This is a genomic window from Mycobacterium sp. D16Q13, from assembly GCF_002013375.1.
Taxonomy (GTDB): Bacteria; Actinomycetota; Actinomycetes; order Mycobacteriales; family Mycobacteriaceae; genus Mycobacterium.
Genome location: NZ_MAEW01000001.1, coordinates 80,928 through 96,175, shown reverse-complemented (window position 1 = coordinate 96,175; position 15,248 = coordinate 80,928). Strand labels below are relative to the sequence as shown.

Annotated in this window: 13 protein-coding genes; 9 read left to right on the top strand and 4 right to left on the bottom strand. The window is 65.1% G+C overall.

Annotated features, from left to right (window positions below):
• Nucleotides 1-10 precede the first annotated feature (10 nt).
• The 3 genes from B4400_RS00465 (at nt 11) to gatB (ending at nt 4,198) form a co-directional block, all read left to right on the top strand.
• The gene (locus B4400_RS00465) at nt 11-1,507 is read left to right on the top strand and encodes a carboxylesterase/lipase family protein (RefSeq protein WP_078308902.1); all 1,497 of its coding nucleotides are present in this window, start codon (nt 11-13) and stop codon (nt 1,505-1,507) included.
• Nucleotides 1,508-1,544: 37 nt separating this feature from the next.
• On the top strand, nt 1,545-2,576 hold the full coding sequence (locus B4400_RS00460) for an ATP-dependent 6-phosphofructokinase (RefSeq protein ID WP_078308903.1): 1,032 nt from the start codon (nt 1,545-1,547) through the stop codon (nt 2,574-2,576).
• 122 nt (nt 2,577-2,698) lie between these two features.
• Nucleotides 2,699-4,198 (top strand): Asp-tRNA(Asn)/Glu-tRNA(Gln) amidotransferase subunit GatB, encoded by a 1,500-nt coding sequence (gene gatB / locus B4400_RS00455; RefSeq protein ID WP_078355991.1) that lies wholly within the window; start codon nt 2,699-2,701, stop codon nt 4,196-4,198.
• Here gatB and B4400_RS00450 read toward each other — a convergent pair whose 3' ends face one another.
• On the bottom strand, nt 4,199-5,362 hold the full coding sequence (locus B4400_RS00450) for a PQQ-dependent sugar dehydrogenase (RefSeq protein ID WP_078287453.1): 1,164 nt from the start codon (nt 5,360-5,362) through the stop codon (nt 4,199-4,201). It abuts the gene before it with no gap.
• Nucleotides 5,363-5,432: 70 nt separating this feature from the next.
• Between B4400_RS00450 and B4400_RS00445 the strand changes: the two genes are divergently transcribed.
• Both B4400_RS00445 and B4400_RS00440 read left to right on the top strand, forming a co-directional pair.
• Nucleotides 5,433-6,239, top strand: coding sequence for a DoxX family membrane protein (locus tag B4400_RS00445; protein ID WP_078308904.1), 807 nt, complete (start codon nt 5,433-5,435; stop codon nt 6,237-6,239).
• Nucleotides 6,240-6,460: 221 nt separating this feature from the next.
• On the top strand, nt 6,461-8,155 hold the full coding sequence (locus B4400_RS00440) for an APC family permease (RefSeq protein ID WP_078309022.1): 1,695 nt from the start codon (nt 6,461-6,463) through the stop codon (nt 8,153-8,155).
• Here B4400_RS00440 and B4400_RS00435 read toward each other — a convergent pair.
• Nucleotides 8,152-9,324, bottom strand: a complete 1,173-nt coding sequence (locus B4400_RS00435) for an FAD-dependent monooxygenase (protein ID WP_078308905.1) — start codon at nt 9,322-9,324, stop codon at nt 8,152-8,154. The genes B4400_RS00440 and B4400_RS00435 overlap by 4 nt on opposite strands.
• A 77-nt stretch (nt 9,325-9,401) precedes the next feature.
• On the opposite strand from B4400_RS00435, the gene B4400_RS00430 reads away from it, so the two are divergent.
• Nucleotides 9,402-9,872 carry a MarR family winged helix-turn-helix transcriptional regulator gene (locus tag B4400_RS00430; protein WP_078308906.1) on the top strand — a complete coding sequence of 157 codons (471 nt, stop codon included), beginning with the start codon at nt 9,402-9,404 and terminating at the stop codon, nt 9,870-9,872.
• Here B4400_RS00430 and B4400_RS00425 read toward each other — a convergent pair.
• Nucleotides 9,869-11,344, bottom strand: a complete 1,476-nt coding sequence (locus tag B4400_RS00425; protein ID WP_139361205.1) for a gamma-aminobutyraldehyde dehydrogenase — start codon at nt 11,342-11,344, stop codon at nt 9,869-9,871. The genes B4400_RS00430 and B4400_RS00425 overlap by 4 nt on opposite strands.
• Nucleotides 11,345-11,466: 122 nt before the next feature.
• On the opposite strand from B4400_RS00425, the gene B4400_RS00420 reads away from it, so the two are divergent.
• From B4400_RS00420 to B4400_RS00410, 3 genes are read left to right on the top strand one after another with little or no spacing between them, the layout of a single operon-like run.
• Nucleotides 11,467-11,973, top strand: a complete 507-nt coding sequence (locus tag B4400_RS00420; protein WP_078308908.1) for an Lrp/AsnC family transcriptional regulator — start codon at nt 11,467-11,469, stop codon at nt 11,971-11,973.
• Nucleotides 11,970-13,355 carry an aspartate aminotransferase family protein gene (locus B4400_RS00415; protein WP_078308909.1) on the top strand — a complete coding sequence of 462 codons (1,386 nt, stop codon included), beginning with the start codon at nt 11,970-11,972 and terminating at the stop codon, nt 13,353-13,355. Before B4400_RS00420 ends, B4400_RS00415 begins: the two co-directional genes overlap by 4 nt.
• 2 nt (nt 13,356-13,357) lie before the next feature.
• Nucleotides 13,358-14,584, top strand: a complete 1,227-nt coding sequence (locus B4400_RS00410) for a saccharopine dehydrogenase family protein (RefSeq protein WP_078308910.1) — start codon at nt 13,358-13,360, stop codon at nt 14,582-14,584.
• Here the strand turns inward: B4400_RS00410 and B4400_RS00405 are convergent.
• The gene (locus tag B4400_RS00405) at nt 14,581-14,970 is read right to left on the bottom strand and encodes a PH domain-containing protein (protein WP_078355990.1); all 390 of its coding nucleotides are present in this window, start codon (nt 14,968-14,970) and stop codon (nt 14,581-14,583) included. The genes B4400_RS00410 and B4400_RS00405 overlap by 4 nt on opposite strands.
• Between the last annotated feature and the right edge of the window lie 278 nt (nt 14,971-15,248).

Here is a 15,248-nt window from a genome sequence, read left to right as displayed (position 1 = left end):
GTTGGCATCCGTGGCAGCGGCGCCGAAGCGGGTAAGAGTCAACAGTGGCGTCATCGAAGGCTTTGTCCGGCGCGGAATGCGCCGTTTCCGCGGGATTCCCTACGCCGAACCGCCGGTGGGGCCGCTGCGACTGCGGGCGCCGCGTCCCGTGCAGCCCTGGGAGGGCGTCCGGCGCTGCACAAGATTTGGCGCGGTGCCGTACCAGCCCAAGGTGTTCACGCCACAGAAGCGGCGCAGCGAGGACTGCCTCTCGCTCAATGTGGTGACGCCGGAAGAGTTACCGGATGGTCCGCTGCCGGTCATGTTCTACATCTACGGCGGCGGATACTTTCTCGGCGCCAGCGCCTCGCCGCCTTATGAGGGGTCGATACTGGCGCGCCGTGGATGCGTCTACGTGTCGGCGAACTATCGCGTGGGTGCACTGGGCGCTTTCGATCTGTCCGCGCTGTCCGACGACGAGCATGTCATCGAAAGCAACGTGTACCTGCGTGATCTCGTGCTGGCTCTGCAGTGGGTCCGTGACAACATTCGCGCCTTCGGGGGAGACCCGGACAATGTGACCATCTTCGGGGAGAGCGCGGGCGGCAGTGCTGTCGAGACCCTGATGGCCACCCCGGCCGCCGCGGGGCTGTTCCATCGCGCGATTATCCAGAGCACCGCCAGCGGCCTGGCCGCCAACGCCGACGCGATCGCGCATGACGCCCGGCGTTTCGCTGAACTGCTCGGCGCCGCACCCGATAACGCCGCGGCGACTGTCATGAATGCCTCGCCACGGCGGCTGCTGCGCGCACAGCGCACGTTGATCGCGGAGGGCAGCTTCCCGTTCGGTCCTTCGGTCGACGGCGACTATCTGCCGAAGCCTCCCGTAGAAGCGATGGAACACGGTGAAGCGCAACGTGTTCCGCTGATCGTTGGCAGTAACGCCGATGAGGCCAGGCTCTTCACGAAGGTGATCAAGGCGATGCCGTTGTCCGAGCCCGAGCAGCAGGAAATTCTCGCGGGCGGGGGCTCCGGTTACCGGGAACGAATCCTCGCGGCCTATCCGGGATATCCGTCGAAGGAAGCGCGGTTGCGGCTCGCGGGGGACATGTTCTTCACGTCCTCGGTGTGGCGGATTGCCGGAGCGCATCAACAGTTCGCGCCGGTGTACGTCTACCGATTCGACTATGCGCCCTGGACTGTGCGGGCGGCTGGTTTGAAAGGGTCGCACGCTACCGAGCTGCTGGCGGTCTTCGGCAGTTATCGCGGTCCTGCCGGGCCGCTGTTGGCCGGCAGCCTTACGCATCGCGATGCCTCACGTGTGGTTGACGACATGCAACAACGCTGGGTAGCTTTCGCGCGCAACGGCGTTCCCAGTGAGGACTGGCCGTTGTACCGCGGTCCGGAATGGCCCGTGATGGTCTTCGACAGTGCGACACGTGTCGAGCAGAACCTGGGCGCCGACCGTCGTGAGGTGTGGGCCGGGTTCAGGCTGAGCGTTCCGAGTCGCCTCCCGAAGGCTCCGTAGCGCTGCCGTCTCACCCGCTGCCGGGCATGATGGGGCTATGCGTATCGGAGTGCTTACCGGTGGAGGAGACTGCCCAGGGCTCAACGCCGTCATCCGCGCGGTGGTTCGAACCTGCGCCAACCGCTACGACTCCCAGGTGGTCGGATTTCAGGATGGCTGGCGCGGGCTGCTGGAGAATCGGCGCATTCAGCTGGCCAATGACGATCGCAACGACCGGCTGCTGACCAAGGGCGGCACGGTGCTCGGCACCGCGCGCACCAACCCCGACAAGCTGCGTGCCGGGCTGGACCAGATCAAGCAGACCCTCGATGACAACGGGATCGATGTACTCATCCCGATCGGTGGGGAGGGCACGCTGACGGCGGCCAGCTGGCTCGCCGACGAGAACGTGCCCGTGGTGGGGGTGCCCAAGACAATCGATAACGATATCGATTGCACCGATGTCACTTTCGGGTTCGATACGGCGCTGACCATCGCCACCGACGCCATCGACCGGCTGCACAGCACGGCCGAATCGCACCAGCGCGTCATGCTGGTGGAGGTGATGGGCAGGCATGCGGGGTGGATCGCGCTACACGCCGGGCTGGCCTCCGGCGCCCATATGACACTGATCCCCGAAGTACCGTATGACGTGGAAGAGGTGTGCCGCCTGATCAAAGGCCGCTTCCAGCGCGGGGATTCGCATTTCATCTGCGTGGTGGCCGAGGGTGCCAAGCCAGCGGAGGGCTCAATGGAGTTACGCGACGGGGGAATTGACGAGTTCGGGCATCAGCGGTTCACCGGTGTGGCCCAGCAGCTCGGCGTCGAAATCGAGAAGCGCATCAACAAGGAGGTCCGCACCACGGTGCTGGGCCATGTGCAGCGCGGCGGCACCCCGACACCGTTCGACAGGGTGCTCGCTACCCGGTTCGGTGTGAATGCCGCGGACGCCGCCCATGCCGGCGAGTACGGGGTGATGGTGTCGCTGCGGGGCCAGGACATTGGGCGAGTGCCGTTGTCGGAGGCGACCCGCCATCTCAAGCTGGTCCCGAAGAATCGTTACGAGGACGCGGCCGCCTTCTTCGGCTGAGGAGCGTCGCCATCCTGCGTCCTCATCGAGTGCCCAGATTCACTGCCCGACGGCGGCCACCTGCGCTTTCTCCGCGACACGCGTCTGCTTGGCCGGCAATGCCGACCCATTAGGATCGCAGCATGACAGAACTGCTGGACTACGACGACGTGCTGACCCGATACGAGCCGGTGCTCGGTATGGAAGTCCACGTCGAACTGTCCACGGCCACCAAGATGTTCTGCGGCTGCCCGACGGCGTTCGGCGCGGAGCCAAACACGCAGATCTGCCCGGTCTGCCTCGGCCTGCCGGGCTCGCTGCCGGTTGTCAATGAGAAGGCCGTCGAATCGGCCATCCGTATCGGACTGGCGCTGAACTGTGAGATCGCCCCGTGGGGCCGGTTCGCCCGCAAGAACTACTTCTACCCGGACCAGCCCAAGAACTACCAGATCTCCCAGTATGACGAGCCGATCGCGTTCAACGGTTACCTCGACGTTCCATTGGACGACGGCACCACCTGGCGGGTGCAGATCGAGCGCGCCCACATGGAAGAGGACACCGGCAAGCTGACGCATATCGGCGGCGAGACCGGTCGCATCTCCGGGGCAACCGAATCCCTGCTCGATTACAACCGTGCCGGCGTGCCGCTGGTCGAGATCGTGACCAAGCCCATCGAGGGCACCGGGGAACGGGCCCCGGAGATCGCTCGTGCCTACGTGACGGCGCTGCGGGATCTGTTGCGCGCCTTGGATGTTTCCGATGTGCGCATGGATCACGGGTCGATGCGCTGCGATGCGAATGTGTCGCTGATGCCGACCGGTGCCGGCGAGTTCGGCACCCGTACCGAGACCAAGAACGTCAACTCACTCAAGAGCGTCGAGGTAGCGGTCCGCTATGAGATGCGCCGTCAGGCAGCTGTTCTGGACGCGGGCGAGGAAGTTATTCAGGAGACGCGGCACTTCCTGGAGCAGGACGGCTCCACCAGTGCGGGGCGCCGTAAGGAGACCGCCGAGGACTATCGGTACTTCCCGGAGCCGGACCTGGAGCCCGTCGCGCCGAGCATCGAGCTGATCGAGGGGCTGCGCGGCACCCTTCCCGAGCTGCCCTGGCTGCGGCTGGGGCGCATTCAGCAGGAGTGGGGCGTCTCCGATGAGGTAATGCGCGACCTGGTGAACAACGGTGCGGTCGAACTCGTACAGGCCACCGTCGCCGAGGGAGCCAGCAGCGAAGAAGCACGCTCGTGGTGGGGCAACTACATGGTGCAGCAGGCCAATTCACGGGAGGTCGAGCTGTCCGAGCTTCCGATCACGCCGACTCAGGTGGCTGCCGTTGTCACGTTGATCAACGACGGCAAGCTGTCCAACAAGCTGGCCCGACAGGTGATCGACGGGGTGCTCGCCGGTGAGGGTGAACCCGAGCAGGTGATGACCGCTCGTGGGTTGGTGGTGATGCGCGACGATTCGCTGATCCAGGCCGCCGTCGATGAGGCACTGACTGCCAATCCAGATGTCGCGCAGAAGATCCGCGACGGCAAGGTGGCAGCCGCGGGTGCCATCGTCGGCGCGGTGATGAAGGCGACCAAGGGTCAGGCCGACGCCGCGCAGGTCAAGGACCTGGTGCTCAAGGCCTGCGGCCAGGGCTAGTTAGTCCAGGTCGTCGTTGGCCCGGGGGAATCCGCCGCCCTTCGGGAACAGTGGGAACACCACGTCCTCGGTGGGAGTGGCGGTGCCGAAGTCCTTGTTGATGGAACCGCCCCAGACGTTTCCGTCGGCCGAGAGCTTCAGCGCCCGCACATGACCGTGCTGCTCCTTCTGGCGGAGCACCTCGGGATCGCCGGTGACCGCACCGGTTTCGGGGTTCTGGCGCACCACCACGGTGGTCTGGTTGAACACCAAATTGACCATCACCGAGCTGTCCAATGCGGCGCAACCGGCCACCCCGGGCTTGTCCGGCCACGTCCAGACCGTTGAGATCTTGCCGTCCTTGGTGAGCTTCTGCAGCCGATCGCCCGCGGGTGCGCGGTCGGTGACATATAGCGCGCCGTTGGCGGCATCCACACACATGGCACCGCCGTCACCGAGGCCGCTGATCGCGGTCGTCGGCGCGGCCTGGTCGATGGTGGTGGGCTGCTCGATGCGGATCACCTTGCCGGCCAGAGAGTTCGGATCATTGGCTGCTGCCGCGTTGCCACCGGTGCCGGTCTGTACCACCAGTGTGGTGGGGCTGATGAACGCCAGCGATCCAGCATTGCCATTGGGTCCCTTGGGGATACCGGTGAGGATGTCCTTGGGTACGTCGCCGTCGGCGACACGTATCACCCGGTTGTCGGTAGGGGTGCTGATGTAGGCGTACATCAGCCGGTCCTGCTGGTAAGAGGGGGAGAGCACGATATCGGACAGTCCGCCGTCCCCGGACGGGTCGACGGGGATGGTCGTCTTCACCTTCGGTTCGGCGCTCGTCGCGATCTCTTTGATGACACCCGTCGCGCGCTCGGCGACCAATGCGGTCTTTCCGTCGCTGCCCATGATGAGTCCGCTGGTGGCCTCCAGGCATCCCTGCATCACACCGTCGGCGGGGCACTGCTTGGGGAACGGTTTACCCGGCAATGGCGGCGGCGGGGTGGTCGTGGTCTGGGCAACCCCGCGCCGGGGAACCTCGGTAAACGGCTGATCCTGGGTCGGATCGAACCGCACACATCCCGATAACAGCGTCACCGTTCCGGCCAACGCCGCCATCGAACCGACAAGCAGTCTTTTCCCCGATGGCTCATTGATCGGTCCCGTCGAGGGGCTGGAGCGAATGAGCATGCCCGCAAGATTACGGACCTTACGGCGTTGCTCGCCACATTCGGGGCTCCAATGGACTTACGCTGAGCCCGTGACCGGTCATTCGGACGATCCGCAGGCGTGGCGTAAGCCGCCCGAGCTGGTCGACCCTGAAGACGATGTGCCGTCGGCCACCTATGGCGGCGATTTCGAGACCACGGCAATCCCGCATTACCAGGCGGAGAAGCTGACGAGCTCCCACGATGTGAAAGAGGTTGGACCGTTGTACGATCCAGCGCCGCTGCCCTATGCCGAGCCTGCCACCACGCAAATATCCTCCGAGGCGGTGCAGGCGCGACATGCCGCGCCGTGGGGTACCCAGGACCCGACGGGCGATCGTCGTGGCACTCAAGATCTCGGACTGTTGTTGCTGCGTGTCGGGGTGGGCGCGGTGCTCATCGCGCATGGGCTGCGCAAGGTTTTCGGCTGGTGGGGCGGGACCGGACTCAACGGATTCGAAGCAACCTTGAATGACCGGGGCTTCAAATACGCCGACATCCTTACGTATATCGGCGTGACGGCGGAGCTCGGCGCCGGGGTGCTGCTGGTTCTCGGCCTGCTCACGCCGCTGGCCGGTGCGGCCGCGCTGGCCTTCATGGCCAATGTGCTGCTGTCCGACATGGTGTCCGACAAGGCGAACCGCTACGCGATCTTCTGGCCCGATGGGCACGAGTTCGAGCTGTTGATGATCGTCGCGATCATCGCCGTGATCCTCGTCGGCCCTGGCCGGTACGGGTTTGACGCCGGACGGGGCTGGGCCCGCAGGCCGTTTGTGGGGTCCTTCGCCGCAGTGCTGCTGGGTCTGGGTGCCGCGGCCGCCATCTGGGTGTTCCTCAACGGAACAAATCCACTGGCTTAGTCCGCACCTCTCCCGCGCCGACACGCCGCATTGTGCGTCGGCGACTCGAGAAATGCGTCGTAAACCGTAGTTTCGCTGCCGGTTCGGTGCACCGGCACGACGGCGGCCTCGTTGCTGAATCCGGGGCCTGAGGGTGTTATCCCAACGGATTCCGCTCATGTTGGGCGAAATCTCAACGGAAACCGTATTCTGCTCGCATTCCGCCGAGCAGGGAGATGCCGATGAGCGCAGACAGTGCAGTGGAGAGCAAGGGGCTCAAGGGCGGCGCGATGGGGCTGCTGTCCAGCGTCGTCGTTGGGCTCGCCTCGACGGCACCGGCCTACAGCCTGGCCGCCACCCTGGGTTTGATCGTCGCCAGCGGCGGTGCCCTGCTCGCCGGGGTCAAGGCGCCCGCCATCGTGCTGATCTCGTTCATCCCGATTTATCTGATCGCGGTGGCCTATCAGGAGCTGAACAAGGCCGAGCCGGACTGCGGCACCACCTTCACCTGGGCGTCCCGTACCTTCGGGCCGATTGTCGGATGGCTCGGCGGCTGGGGGATCATCGCCGCCGACGTCATCGTGATGGCCAACCTGGCCCAGATCGCGGGCGCCTATTCGTTCACCTTCGTCGGTGATCTGGGGTGGACCGCGGCGGCGAGTCTGGCCGACAGCACGCTGTGGTCGACAGTGGCGGGCGTTCTTTGGATCGTGATCATGACCTACATCTGTTACCGCGGTATCGAAGTCTCGGTGCGCCTGCAGTACGGGCTCTTACTGGTCGAGATGGTGGTCCTGGTCGCCGTGTCGATCATCGCGTTGATCAAGGTCTATACCCATAACGCCGAGGCCTACTCACTGCTGCCCTCGTTGTCCTGGTTCTGGCCCGGAGGTATGGATTTCGGCACCGTCATCGCGCCCGCCGTGCTGACGACGATCTTCATCTACTGGGGTTGGGATACCGCGGTGGCCTGTAACGAGGAGTCCGATGACCCGGGACGCACGCCCGGACGCGCCGCGGTGCTGTCCACGTTCCTGCTGCTGGCCACCTATGCGCTGGTCAGCGTGGCAGCCGTGGCGTTCGCGGGCGTCGGCACCGAGGGGATAGGCCTGGGCAATCAGGAGAATGCCGCCGACGTGTTCGCGGCCATCGGTCCCGAACTGTTCGGCGATAGCTTCCTTGGGCATGTGGGGATGCTGCTGTTGTCGGCCTCCATCCTCACGTCGGCCTCGGCCTGCACCCAGACCACGATCCTGCCCACGGCCCGCACCACGCTGTCGATGGGTGTCTACAAGGCGCTGCCGGATTCGTTCGCGTCGATCCACCGCACGTATCTGACGCCCACCACCTCCACCGTGGCGATGGGTGCGGTCTCGATCGCGTGCTACGTGCTCTTTACGATCATCAGCACCAACCTGCTGACGGCGCTGATCGGATCGGTCGGCCTGATGATCGCCTTCTACTACGGGCTCACCGGTTTCGCGTGTGTGTGGTTTTACCGCCGGACACTCACGCAGAGCCTGCGCAATTTCATGATGCGTGGTGCGATCCCCTTGCTCGGTGGAGTCGCGCTGACGGTCATCTTCGCTTACGGGCTGATTCAGTACGCCAAACCCAACTGGCTCATCGATGACGCCGGTAACAACGTCACCGTCTTCGGATTCGGTGCGGTGGCGGTGGTCGGTATCGGCGCGCTGGTGCTCGGCGTCGTGCTGATGCTGCTGTGGCGGGTGGCGGCGCCGCCGTTCTTCCAGGGGGCGACGCTGCCACGGCGCAGTGCCGACCTGGTGCTTGCTCCTGCCGGGGCCACCGCGCATTTCGGACTGCCCGATGCGGTGGAGGCGCAGCAGACCGTGATCGCCGGCGATCTGTCCAATCTTCCGGAAGGGGAGGTCGCGGTGAATCCGCAGACGGGTGAGGAATTCAGCAGGGATTAGAGCGAGGCAAGCGCCGTGCCAGCCGCAGTTGCGGCGTCGTAATCGGGAATCCAGTTGCCGGTGAGGATTTCGATGAGCTGTGCCGCTTGCTGCTGTGCAGTCAGGTCAACAGAGCGATAGACGTGCCCTGACTGGCGGGCATTCTGTTGAACTCGGGTGGTGCGATCACGCCGCAGCGACTCGTACAAGGCCAGCCGCTGGGGGACGTCAGCGGCCGAGGCGCCTGCCAACACGGTGGCCAGCACGACGGCGTCCTCGATCGACATGTTCGCGCCCTGGCCAAGGTGCGGAGTCATCGGATGCGCGGCGTCACCCAGCAGTGCGATGCGATCGGTGGTCCACCGGCTCAATGGCTTTCGGTCGTATAGGCCCCAGCGGAAGGTCTCCGTCATCGCTTCCACCACACGCTGCACCGGCCGATCCCACCCCGCGAACTCGGCGGCCAGTTCCGTGACGTCGCCGGGGGCGGTCCAGGATTCCTCGGCGTCGAGATTGCTCGGGGTGAAGGCCACCACGTTGAGCAGCCGGCGTTGAGAGACCGGGTAGATCAGGAAGCTGCGCCCGGGGCCGAGCCACATCTGCATGCTGTCCAGATCGATCGCGCCACCGAGGCGTTCCACCGGGATCAGGCCGCGATAGGCCATGATGCCGTCACTGGACAGCTCAGCCGGGTCGGTCACTACGCGCTGCACCACCGAGTGGATACCGTCGGCTCCCACCGCGATATCGGCCCGCTCCTCGGAACCGTCGGCGAAAAGGATGCGCACCTCGTCGGCCGTCTCGACGATGTCGCGGCAGGGGCGTCCGAGGCGAACGGTTCCCGCGGGCAGTGCACTCAACAACGCTTGCTGCAGTTCGCCGCGGTGCGTGGGGAGGGAGGTCACCGGGCGATCTGGGCTCACCGATGGCCAGGCCGGGGGCACCGGCACGCATTCTCCCTGCCACGTGTGCCAGCGCGTGCGTTCGATCGGGGTGCCCACGGCGCGTACCCGCTCGCCCAGGCCCACTGCGTCGAGTGCGCGCAGACCGTTGCTCGCGACGACCACACCCGCGCCCACCTCGCGCAGCTCGTGTGCCTTCTCATAGACGGCGACGTCGATATCGTTGGCGCGCAATGCAGCTGCTGCCGTCAGCCCGCCAATTCCGGCGCCGATGATCGCTACCCGCATGAGTTCGTCCTTTCCTTGGCCCTCTTCAATAAAATTAGCATGCTAACTATTGCCGTGCTAACCCTTAGACTGTCGGGGTGCCAGGACAACCGAGTGGAAACAGTGCGCGCGAGATCGAAGAGCTTGTCGCGGCCACGGATGCGCTGTACTTCGCGATGCGCCGGGGGCGAACGTCGCCCTCGGGTACTCAGGCGGGTATGAGTCGCTCGCAGCTTGAGCTGATGGCGCCGCTGCTCGATCGGGATTCGATGTCCGTGAGTCAGCTCGCCGGGACGGCAGGAGTGGCAGTGCCGACGGCCACCCGGGCGCTCAAGCAGCTGGAGGAGCGAGGGGTGATCGAGCGCGCTCGATCGTCATCGGATGACCGCCTGGTCCTGGTGGGCTTGACCTCCACCGGGCGCGCGCAGGTCATTAAGGCACAAGCGGCCTTTCGGGCGCGACAGCACGGGGTCTTCGCGGAACTGACCAGTGCCGATCGCCGTACCATGACCGCCAGCCTCACCCGGCTCGCGGCGCTCATCAACGACAATGTGGACGCGCGGGCCTAGCGTTTCGCGAAAATAATTCGGTGCCAGTCTTTTTCGGCGGTTCCGGTGATGTCGCTCATGACGTGTTTGATGGTCAGGTACTCCTCAAGGGAGTAGTCGGACATGTCCTTGCCGAATCCGGATGCGCCGAATCCGCCGTGCGGCATCTCGCTGACGATGGGGATGTGATCGTTGATCCATACGCAACCCGCCTTGATTTCCCGCGATGCCCGCTGCGCGCGATAGACATCGCGTGTCCACGCCGAGGCGGCCAGACCGTAGGCGGTGTCATTGGCCTGCCGCAGAGCGTCGTCGTCATCGCTGAATGAGCGCACGGTGAGCACCGGGCCGAAGATCTCGTCGCGGTAGACCTCGGAGGCCTCGGCGACATCGGCGATCAGCGTGGGCCGGTAGAAGCATCCCGGTAGGTCGGGGGAGCTTGCGCCGGTGACGATTCGGCCGCCCTGGGCGGGGGAGCGGTCCACGATGCTCGATACCTTGGCGCGGTGCGCGGCCGAGATCAGCGGTCCGATATCGGTGGTGGGGTCCATCGGGTCGCCGACGACGACCCTGCTCATCACCTCACCGACCCCGGCGACGAAGTCGTCATACAGATCGCGGGCGACGATGGCCCGCGTCGCGGCCGTGCAGTCTTGGCCGGAGTTGATGAGCGCTCCGGCAACCGCGCCCTGGATCGCCGCGTCCAAGTCGGCATCGTCGAACACTACAAAGGGGGCCTTGCCGCCGAGCTCCAATTGTGTTCGGTGGCCATGAACCGCCGCTGCCGCCATCACCTTTCGGCCGATGGCGGTGGACCCGGTGAAGGTGACCAGATCTACGTCCGGATGGCCGGCGAGTGCACCACCGGCGGCATCGCCGCGCCCGGTGACGACGTTGAGCACGCCAGGAGGCAGTCCGGCCTCGACGGCCAGGCGTGCCAGGGTGAGCGTGGTCAGTGGTGTCAGTTCGCTCGGTTTGATCACCACCGTGCATCCGGCCGCCAGCGCCGGCAACACTTTCCACACCGCCATCTGCAGTGGGTAGTTCCAGGGAGTGATGGTGGCGACCACCCCGGCAGCCTGCCGGCGGATGCTGGAGGTGTGGCCGGCCGAGTATTCGGCCGTCGCCTTGCCTTCCAGATGTCTTGCGGCACCGGCGAAAAACTCGACATTGTCGATGCTGCCGGGTACATCGAACTCGGAGGCCAGCCGCACGGGTTTACCGGTCTGGGCGACCTCTTCGGCGACCAGCGTGTCGGCATTGGCAGCCATCACGGCCGCGAGTTTGGCCAGGACATTTGCGCGGTCGACGGGTGTCGCGGACGCCCAGCCGGGCCCCGCGGCCTTGGCCGCCAACACTGCCGCATCGACATCGGCAGGGGTGGCGAGGCTTAACTCTGCGACGGTCGTACCGGTCGCCGGGTTGATGACGCGGTGCGCTTCGCCGTTGGTCGTGACGGGGCGGCCATTGATCCAGCTGCTGGGAACGATCACCTGGCCACGGTATCGAAAATCGGTGCCTGAATCCACGGATTCCATCGTCAATAGTCCACTCTTCGCGGTAATTCGTCGTAAAACATTGCAAGAACCGATGGAATCCGTGCACAATCGAGCTCGTGGCCAACACGAAACGACGTTTGTTGCGGGTCGCTGATCCGGGTAACGGCTCCGCGGCATTCCAGCTCGATGATGCGTCCAAGGCGATCGTCGAGGAGCTTCAGCAGGACGGGCGGCGCCCGTACGCGACCATCGGCAAGTCGGTCGGGCTCTCGGAGGCGGCAGTTCGGCAGCGTGTGCAACGCATGATCGACGCCGGTGTCATGCAGATCGTGGCGGTGACCGACCCCATGCAGCTGGGGTTCGCGCGCCAAGCCATGATCGGTATCAAATGCTCCGGTGACACCACCGAAGTGGCCGATCGTCTGGCGGAACTGGACGCGGTCGACTACGTGGTACTGACCGCCGGAACCTTCGACGCGATCGTCGAAGTGGTCTGTGAGGACGATGACGACCTGCTGGATCTGCTGAACAAGCAGATTCGTGCGGTGCCAGGGGTGACCTCCACCGAAACCCTGGTCTATCTGAAATTAGTGAAACAGCAATATAATTGGGGTACTCGGTGACAACCGTCGATGTAGCACACGATATTTCCGGCGACCTGCAGCAGAAGGCTTCCCGTCATCTGTGGGGTCACTTCGCCCGGCACGGTGAGGGCATCTCTGTGCCCATCATCACGCGCGGTGAGGGGGTAAGGATCTGGGATGACCGCGGTAAGAGTTACCTCGACGGCCTCTCCGGACTGTTCGTCGTACAGGCCGGGCACGGTCGCGCCGAGTTGGCGCAAGCGGCGGCCCGGCAAGCTGAGAAACTTGCCTTCTTCCCGCTGTGGTCGTACGCCACCCCGACTGCGATCGAGCTGGCCGATCGCATCGCCGGATACGCCCCGGGCGACCTGAACCGTGTCTTCTTCACCACCGGTGGGGGCGAAGCGGTGGAGAGCGCGTGGAAGCTGGCCAAGCAGTTCTTCAAGCTGACCGGGAAACCCGGTAAGCACAAGGTTGTTTCGCGGGCCATCGCGTATCACGGAACCCCGCAGGGCGCATTGGCCATCACCGGGCTGCCCGCGTTCAAGGCGCCCTTCGAACCCCTGACCCCGGGCGGGTTCCGCGCACCGAACACCAACTTCTATCGGGCGCCGGAGCCATACGCGCATGATCCCAAGGCATTCGGGCGTTACTGCGCCGACCGGATTGCCGAGGCGATCGAGTTCGAGGGACCCGACACCGTCGCGGCGGTGTTCCTCGAACCCGTCCAGAACGCGGGCGGTTGTTTCCCTCCGCCGCCGGGCTATTTCGAGCGGGTACGCGAAATCTGCGACGAGTACGACGTGCTGCTGGTGTCCGATGAGGTGATCTGCGCCTTCGGTCGCATCGGGTCGATGTTCGCCTGCGAGGATTTCGGGTATCAGCCGGACATCATCACCTGTGCCAAGGGCATGACATCCGGGTATTCGCCGATCGGGGCGATGATCGCCACTGATCGCCTGTTCGAGCCGTTCAACGACGGCAAGACCACCTTCCCGCACGGATATACCTTTGGTGGACACCCTGTCTCGGCGGCGGTGGCACTTGCCAATCTCGACATCTTCGAACGTGAGGGACTCAACGACCGGGTGCGGGAGAACGCGCCGGTGTTCCGGGCCACCCTGGAGAAACTGCACGACCTGCCGATCGTCGGTGATGTGCGCGGCGAGGGGTACTTCTACGGGATCGAGTTGGTCAAAGACAAAGCGACCAAGGAGACGTTCAGCGGCGAGGAGAGCGAGCGGCTGCTCCGTGGCTTCCTGTCCACGGCGCTGTGGGACGCGGGTCTGTACTGCCGCGCCGACGACCGTGGTGACCCGGTGATTCAGCTTGCGCCACCGCTGATTTCCGGGAAACCGGAGTTCGACGCGATCGAGGACATTCTGCGCGGTGTGCTCACCGAGGCCTGGGCCCGGTTATAGGTATGAGAGTCCTCATCGTGGGTGCCGGGGGAGTGGGCAGCGCGGCCGCGTTCATCGCGGCCCGTCGAGAGTTCTTCGAGGCGCTGGTGATCGCGGACTACGACATGGCGCGGGCGCAGGCGGTGGTGGACCGTCTCGGCGATCCACGGTTCACGGCGGCCCGCATCGATGCCTCCTCGGCCGAGGATGTCGCGGCGCTGTGCCGCGAGCATCGAATCACCCATGCGCTCAACGCGGTTGATCCTCGATTCGTCATGAGCGTCTTCGGGGGATGTTTCGCGGCGGGGGTCACCTACCTCGATATGGCGATGAGCCTGTCGCATCGCCATCCGGACAAGCCCTACGAGCTGCCCGGGGTGATGCTCGGTGACGAACAGTTCGCCATGTCCGAAAAGTGGGAGTCCGAGGGGTTGTTGGCGCTGGTGGGCATCGGCGTGGAGCCGGGCCTCAGTGATGTGTTCGCGCGGTATGCCGCCGACCATCTGTTCTCCGAGATCGACGAGCTGGGCACCCGGGACGGCTCCAACCTGGAGGTCCAGGGGCACCGGTTCGCTCCGTCGTTCTCCATCTGGACGACCATCGAGGAGTGCCTCAATCCCCCCTTGATCTGGGAACGCCATAGAGGGTTCTTCACCACCGAGCCCTTCAGCGAACCGGAGGTCTTCGACTTCCCGGGAGGCATCGGCCCCGTCGAATGCGTCAACGTCGAGCACGAGGAAGTGGTGCTCATGCCGCGCTGGGTAAATGCCCGGCGGGTGACGTTCAAGTACGGCCTCGGTGCCGAGTTCATCAATGTGCTGCGCACGCTGCGTCTGGTCGGGCTGGACAGCACCGACCCGGTGAGCGTGCACGCGCAGGGCGGCGATGCTGCCGTCAGCCCTCGCGATGTGGTGGCGGCGTGCCTACCGGATCCGGCCGGGCTGGGGCACCTGATGCGTGGGGCCACGTGTGCGGGTCTGTGGGTGACCGGTACCGGCAAGGACGGCAAGCCACGCGAGGTCTATCTGCACCACGTCGTCGACAACGAATGGACGATGGCCCGCGACGGCGCGCAATGTGTGGTGTGGCAGACGGCCGTGAACCCGGTCGTGGCCCTGGAGCTGCTCGCCGAGGGCGCGTGGAGCGGCACGGGTGTGCTGGGGCCGGAGGCCTTCGACAGCCTGCCGTTCCTGGATCGGCTCAATACCTTCGGCGCGCCGTGGGGCATGCAGGAGCGCGCGGTCGCCTAGCCCCGCTCGAGCCCCTGATAGGGATTCGGCACCCGGCCGTTACTGGCCGCGGACAGGATGGGCAGCGTCGAGAAGGTGACTGCCGGCAGGCGCAGGGTGCCGTCGACCAGCTCGGCCCGTGCCCAGGCGTGCTTGTCGAATCCGATCCCCTTGACCTGAGTCCAGGGCAGCTTGCGAGTAGCCGTCAGTGTTCGTACCTGCACCGACTGGGTGTCGACCGCGGTCTGGTACCGAAAGACCGCATAGGAGAAGGCGGCGGGGATGACCAGCAGGGGCGCGAGGACCGGGAGATATAGGACGAATGTCAGGATGCCGAGCGCCAGAAACCCGGACATGAAATGCGCCATCGGCGACGTCCTGATCACTGTGCGTTTCTCCTCGGTCATCTACCCATTGTCGCCGACAGCTACGTCATGGCGAGAATTCGGGCCCCGAACTCGCGGTGGCTTCACGCTCGGCGAAGCCGCTCCTAGCAGGGATTTGACTCGGACCTCCAGAAACGACTACCGTACGCGGTGTGAACAACCCCGCCTTGCTCGTAGTAATCGGTATGCGCGTCGACGCGTAGCCCGAGTCCAAGGCAACTCGCGCACACTCGACGCGCAACCCTCGTACAGCAGACAGCTGGCGGGGGTTTTTTGTTGCCATAGGTTTTCAGTACGGA